5 protein-coding genes are annotated in these 6,023 nt (G+C 63.4%); 4 read left to right on the top strand and 1 reads right to left on the bottom strand.

Features of this window, described 5'->3' with window-relative positions; genetic code table 11:
• Positions 1 to 23 precede the first annotated feature (23 nt).
• Genes EV663_RS13855 through EV663_RS13840 form a run of 4 tightly spaced genes read left to right on the top strand, consistent with a single transcriptional unit; the run spans position 24 to position 5,476 of the window.
• Positions 24 to 1,289, top strand: coding sequence for a glycosyltransferase (locus EV663_RS13855; protein WP_132952867.1), 1,266 nt, complete (start codon positions 24 to 26; stop codon positions 1,287 to 1,289).
• A gap of 47 nt (positions 1,290 to 1,336) precedes the next feature.
• Positions 1,337 to 2,347 carry a glycosyltransferase family 2 protein gene (locus EV663_RS13850; protein WP_132952865.1) on the top strand — a complete coding sequence of 337 codons (1,011 nt, stop codon included), beginning with the start codon at positions 1,337 to 1,339 and terminating at the stop codon, positions 2,345 to 2,347.
• Entirely contained in the window at positions 2,344 to 4,041 is a 1,698-nt protein-coding gene (locus EV663_RS13845; protein ID WP_481883023.1) for a DUF5927 domain-containing protein, read from the top strand. The genes EV663_RS13850 and EV663_RS13845 overlap by 4 nt, the downstream gene beginning before the upstream one ends.
• Before the next feature lies 1 nt (position 4,042).
• Positions 4,043 to 5,476 (top strand): sulfotransferase domain-containing protein, encoded by a 1,434-nt coding sequence (locus EV663_RS13840; protein WP_243697970.1) that lies wholly within the window; start codon positions 4,043 to 4,045, stop codon positions 5,474 to 5,476.
• A 63-nt stretch (positions 5,477 to 5,539) separates the two neighbouring features.
• On the opposite strand, the gene EV663_RS13835 is transcribed toward EV663_RS13840, so the two are convergent.
• On the bottom strand, positions 5,540 to 6,007 hold the full coding sequence (locus tag EV663_RS13835; protein ID WP_132952863.1) for a PTS sugar transporter subunit IIA: 468 nt from the start codon (positions 6,005 to 6,007) through the stop codon (positions 5,540 to 5,542).
• Positions 6,008 to 6,023 lie beyond the last annotated feature (16 nt).

Raw genomic sequence — 6,023 nt, 5'->3', positions numbered from 1 at the left:
TGATCTCGGGGTGATGATCGCCGATGCGTGGAAATGGTACCAGCGCGGCCCCTATCGCCGCTAGACGGCCTGCGTGGCTGCTGGATGTCTCGCGCCTGGTTTCGCGCGCGGGGCAGGGGGCACTGACTGGCATCGACCGGGTCGAACTGGCCTACCTTGATTACCTTGCGGGCGGTGATGTGCCGGCCTTTGCCCTTTCGCGGACGCGGGCCGGTTACGTGCTGACGGGTCGCGCCGGGATGATCGCGCTGGCCGATGCGATCAGGGGGCGGGGCTGGCCGCGTGCAGGGCTGGCCGATCGGGTGCTACGCCCACGCGACCCTGCGCGCGCGGCGGCAGAGGCGCTCTTGCGCCGCCACGCGATTGCGCGCTGCATGGCGGTGGGGCTGGGGCAAATGCTGTGCCGTCACCTGCCGGCCGGGACGGCCTGTTTCAACGTGGGCCATGCCAACCTGACGGCGCGCACCCTGCGCGGGCTTCGGGCCGTGCCGGGTGCCGGGATCAACGTGTTGATCCACGATACGATCCCGCTGGATTTCCCGGACCATGCGCGCGAGGGCGTTCCGCAGGCCTTTGGTGCGCGGCTTGCGCGGGTGTCAGCGCAGGCAGACCTGGTGATCTACAATTCCGCCGATACCCGTGCCCGCGCCGAATGGCACATGGCGCATATGGGGCGCGTCCCGCCAGGCCTGGTTGTGCCGCTGGGCGTGGATGTTGCCCGCCCCGATCCGGCCGCGTTGCCCGCGGGCCTGCCGCCGCCGGGGCCCTATTTCGTGACGCTGGGCACGATCGAGCCGCGCAAGAACCACGCGCTGTTGCTTGATCTGTGGCAAGGGCTTGTCGATGATCCGCCGCTCGGCGGGATACCGGCACTGGTCGTCATTGGCCGCCGGGGTTGGCGCAATGCCGAGGTTTTCGCGCGCCTTGATACGGCGCATGCCGAGGGTTGGCCGGTGATCGAGCGCGCGGACCTGGACGACAGGGCGGTTGCAGCATTGTTGTCGGGGGCGGCGGCGCTGTTACAGCCAAGCCTTGCCGAGGGCTATGGGCTGCCGCCGCTTGAGGCCGCGGCACTTGGCACCCCTGTCATTTGTGCCGATTTGGCCATCTACCGCGAGACATTGGGGTCTTACCCCGTTTACCTGGCGCCAACGGATGCCTATTCTTGGCGCAATACGATCCTTGAATTTGCAGGGAACGGGAAAAATCCCGAAAACGGGCGCAGAGCGGGGCCGAATGTTCCGACATGGCGGGCACATTGCAAGACCGTGTTAAGCAAGGCGGGCTAAGCCGGGCCCCGGACCGCCCTTGCGGGTCGGAACTTAGGTGTATGTGAATGGGTATCGTGTCCTCATACCGGTTGCGGATTCAGCGCAAGCGCTGGCGCATACGGGCCTTTCGCAAGCGGCGCGAATTGAAAAAGGTCGCGCTGCGCACGGGGTCGATCCGCGCCGATGACGTTCTGGTCTTTACCACCCTGCGCAACGAACGCATCCGCCTGCCGTTTTTCCTGAAATATTACCGCGACCTGGGGGTTGGCCATTTCCTGATGGTCGATAACGGCTCTGATGACGGGTCGCGCGAATATCTCGAGGCGCAGGACGACGTTTCGCTCTGGACCACCGAAAAGAGTTACAAGCGCGCGCGCTTTGGTGTGGATTGGCTGAACTGGCTGACGCGCTGGTATGGCAAGGGGCATTGGTGCCTGACCGTCGATGTGGACGAATTCTTTATCTATCCGTTTTGCGATACGCGGCCCATCCGGGCGCTGACCGACTGGCTTGACGCCTCTTCGATCAAGTCGTTCGGCGCGATGCTGGTCGACATGTATCCCAAGGGGCCGATCGATGCGGTGCCCTACCGTGCGGGCCAGGACCCGTTCGAAATCGCCTGCTGGTTCGACAGCGGCAATTACACGATCAAGAAGAACAGCCGCTTTGGAAACCTGTGGATACAGGGGGGGCCGCGGGCGCGGGCGTTTTTTGCCGACCGGCCCGAACGGGCGCCGGCGTTGAACAAGATTCCTCTGGTCAAGTGGCAGCCGGGCTATGCCTATGTCAAATCGACCCACGAATTGCTGCCGCGGGGCCTGAACCTGGTCTATGACGAATGGGGGGGCGAAAAGGCCAGCGGCGCGTTGCTGCACGCCAAGTTCCTGCATACTTTCGTTCAGAAATCCGCCGAGGAATTGACCCGGCGCCAGCATTACGCCAACAGCCACGAGTACCGCGCCTATAACGCCGTTCTCAAGGACGATCCCGATCTCTGGTGCAAGTGGTCGGAACGATACATCAACTGGCGCCAGTTGGAAATCCTGGGCCTCATGTCCAAGGGGAACTGGGCGTGAGCATCGGGTTCGTCATGCTGGTTCACAATGCCTTTGACCGGGCGGCGGCGGTGGCCCGGCACTGGGCCAGCCATGATTGTCCCGTTGTTATCCATGTCGACCGCCGGGCGAGCCACGCCGAGGTCAGGGCGTTTCACGCCGAACTGGCCGGGCTGGACAATGTGCGGTTCTGCAAGAGATATCGCTGTGAATGGGGAACATGGTCGATCGTGCAGGCCACGATCGCCGGGGTCGAGATGGTGTTGCGCGAGTTTCCCGAGATTGCCCATATCTACCTGGCCTCGGGATCTTGCCTGCCGCTGCGCCCGGTTGAGGAGCTGCGCCATTACCTTGCCGCACGGCCCCGCACCGATTTCATAGAATCCGTCACCACCGACGAGGTTCCCTGGACCATCGGGGGGCTGGACCGGGAACGCTTTACCCTGCGCTTTCCATTTTCGTGGAAAAAGAACCGTCGCCTGTTCGACCGCTATGTTGCCTTGCAACGGCGGATAAATTTCAAGCGGCGGATTCCCGAGGGTCTGGAACCGCACCTGGGGTCGCAATGGTGGTGCCTGACCCGGCGCACGCTTGAGGCGATCCTGACAGACCCCGAACGCGATACTTACGAACGCTATTTCCACCGCGTCTGGATTCCCGATGAAAGCTATTTCCAGACGCTGGTGCGCAAGCATTCCGGCCAGATCGAAAGCCGCTCGTTGACGTTGTCCAAGTTCGATTTCCAGGGCAAGCCGCATATCTTCTACGATGACCACCTGCAATTGCTGCGCCGGTCCGACTGTTTCGTGGCGCGCAAGATCTGGCCGCAGGCCGATCTGTTGTACCAGACCTTCCTTGCCCCCGATGCCGGGCGCACCAACCGGGCAGAACCCAACCCCGGCAAGATCGACCGGCTGTTTTCAAAGGCCGTCGATCGGCGCACCCGGGGGCGGCCCGGTCTATACATGCAAAGCCGTTTTCCCAACGAGGGCTGGGAAAACGGCAAGACCTGTGCGCGATACTCGGTTTTCGAGGGGTTTTCCGAACTGTTCGAGAATTTCGAGACCTGGCTTGGCAAGACCATCGGCGCGCGGGTGCATGGCCACCTGTATCACCCCGACCGGGTGGAATTCGCCGGCGGAGAGGCGGTCTATAACGGTGCGCTTTGCGACAGCGCGCCGTTGCGCGATTACGATCCGCGCGCCTTTCTGACCAACCTGATCTGGAATACCCGCGGCGAACGGCAGTGTTTCCAGTTCGGCCCGCATGACCGGCAACAGATCAGTTGGTTCATGGTCGGCGACCCGAATGCGCAGATCTCGGTCATTACCGGGGCCTGGGCGGTGCCGCTGTTCCATTCGCGCCAGAGCTTTGTCGATCTGCGCAAGCGCGCGGCGCATCTGCAACGGGTCGAGGCGGCGCATCTTGATATCCTGCGTTCGCCGCATACCCGGGCTAGGGTGCGGATCTGGAGCATGGCCGATTTCGTGCAAAACCCGATGGAGCCGTTGCAGATCATCATCGACGAGATCGCGCCGCGTGCCCAGCGGCGGCTGACCGAGGCGCCGACGATGGTCAATCTGGACGGGTTCGGCCAGTTCCTTCAAAATCTCAAGAACCAGGGGATGAAGCCTTACCTGATGGGGGATTTCCCCGTGGGCGACGATCCCCACCCGGCCCCACGGCAAACCAGCAAACCCTACCTGGTGAAGTGAATTGAGTGATCCCCGCACCTTCGACAGTTTCGTGATCTTTGCCGAGATGCGCACCGGCTCGAACTTTCTTGAGGAAAACCTCAATTCGGTGCCCGGCCTGCACTGTTACGGCGAGGTATTCAATCCGCATTTCGTCGGCCACAAGGATCAGCGCGCGATGCTGGGGGTGACCCAGGAACAACGCGACGCCGATCCCGCGCGCCTGTTGGCGGCGATGCGGCGCGATGGTGCGGCCTTGCCCGGATTTCGGTATTTCCATGATCATGATCCGCGTGTCCTTGACCGGGTTCTCGACGATCGGCGCTGTGCCAAGATCGTGCTGACGCGCAACCCCGCCGAATCCTATGTCTCGCGCAAGATCGCGGGCGAAACCGGGCAATGGCGGCTGACCGACATGAAACACTCGCGCTCGGCACGGGTACGTTTTGACGCGGCTGAATTCGGCGCCTTTCTGGACAGTATCCAGGGCTTTCAACTGCGTCTTTTGCGTGGCTTGCAGATCCGGGGGCAGACGGCATTTTACATCGGTTACGAGGATATCGCCGAGCTGGATGTTCTGAACGGGCTTTTGGCCTTTCTCGGGGTCGAGGCGCGACTGGACGCGGTTTCGGCCAAGCTGAAAAAGCAAAATCCCGAACCTTTATCGGAAAAGGTCACCAATTTCGACGAGATGGAACAGGCGCTGGCCGGGCTTGACCTGTTCGAGTTGTCGCGCACGCCCAATTTCGAACCGCGCCGCGGCCCCGCCGTGACCAGCTATGTTGCCGCGCCCGACAGTGCGTTGTTGTTCCTGCCGATCCGGGGCGGGCCGGTCGGACAGGTCGAGGCATGGCTTGGTGCGCTGGACGGCAAGGCAATGGATGAGGTGCGACGCGACTTTACCCAGAAAAGCTTGCGCCAATGGAAACGCCGCCATCCCGGACATCGCTGTTTCACCGTGGTCAGTCATCCGCTGGTGCGGGCACATCGGGCGTTTTGCACCCATATCCTGCCCACCGGCGGCGCCTGTTTTCCCCAGATCCGCGAGACGCTGCGCCAGACCTATGGACTGCCGCTGCCTGTGGGCGATCCCGGACCCGGCTACGATGCCGGTGCGCATCGTGCGGCATTCCTGGCCTTCTTGCGATTTCTCAAGGGCCACCTGGGCGGGCAGACCGCGCTGCGCGTCGATGCAAGCTGGGCCAGCCAGTCGAGTATCCTGGCCGGCATGGCGCAGGTGGTGATGCCCGACATGGTCTTGCGGGCAGAGCGTCTGGGCCCGGAACTGGCTTTTCTCGCCGCCGGGATCGGCCTGCCCGCACCGGAGTTGGCGCAGGCCGATCCAGATGGGCCGGTGCCGTTAGCCGATATATATGATCAAGAGATCGAGGCCGCCGCCCGCGACGCCTATCAGCGCGATTACCTTGCCTTCGGTTATCGCGCCTGGTGCGGCTAGGGTCCGCCGGGGACATTCCCGGTGTAACGGTTTCGGGGCCGGGCGTCCCGGCCCGGCCGGCGCTCAGGCCGCCTGGCTTGAGGTCTGGGCCTCTGTCAGAACGGCATGCAGGGTGGCCGGGTCGGTATTGGCGCGCAGTTTCTCGCATGTCGCGGTATCGCGCAGGGTACGTGACACCAATGCCAGCGCCTTGAGGTGGTCGACCCCTGAATCCTGCGGTGCGAAAAGGGCAAAGACGAGGTCGACCGGCTGACGGTCTACCGCGCCGAAGTCCAGCGGCTTTTCCAGCCGGACAAAGGCGCCGCGGACATGGTCGAGCCCGTGCAGGCGGGCATGGGGCAGGGCTACGCCGTGCCCCACGCCGGTGGGCCCCAGGCTTTCGCGTTCCTGAAGCGCGTCGATGGCATCGCTGGACGCCAGCCCGTAGGCCGTGGCGGCAATCTCGCCCAGTTCCTGGAACAGGCGCTTCTTGCTCGACATCTTGCCGAAGACGCGCACGGCCTCCGGCTTCAGAAGGATGGAAAGCTGCATGAGCCTCTCGCTTGTG

The organism is Rhodovulum bhavnagarense, from assembly GCF_004343505.1.
Classification (GTDB): Bacteria; Pseudomonadota; Alphaproteobacteria; order Rhodobacterales; family Rhodobacteraceae; genus Rhodovulum; species Rhodovulum bhavnagarense.
The sequence above is the reverse complement of the archived record's forward strand: the minus strand, read 5'-3'. Positions and strand labels throughout refer to the sequence as shown.

Coding starts and splice junctions, on each gene's coding strand:
- EV663_RS13855 (WP_132952867.1), top strand. CDS start 24: ATGCGTGGAAATGGTACCAGCGCGGCCCCTATCGCCGCTAGACGGCCT.
- EV663_RS13850 (WP_132952865.1), top strand. CDS start 1,337: ATGGGTATCGTGTCCTCATACCGGTTGCGGATTCAGCGCAAGCGCTGG.
- EV663_RS13835 (WP_132952863.1), bottom strand. CDS start 6,007: ATGCAGCTTTCCATCCTTCTGAAGCCGGAGGCCGTGCGCGTCTTCGGC.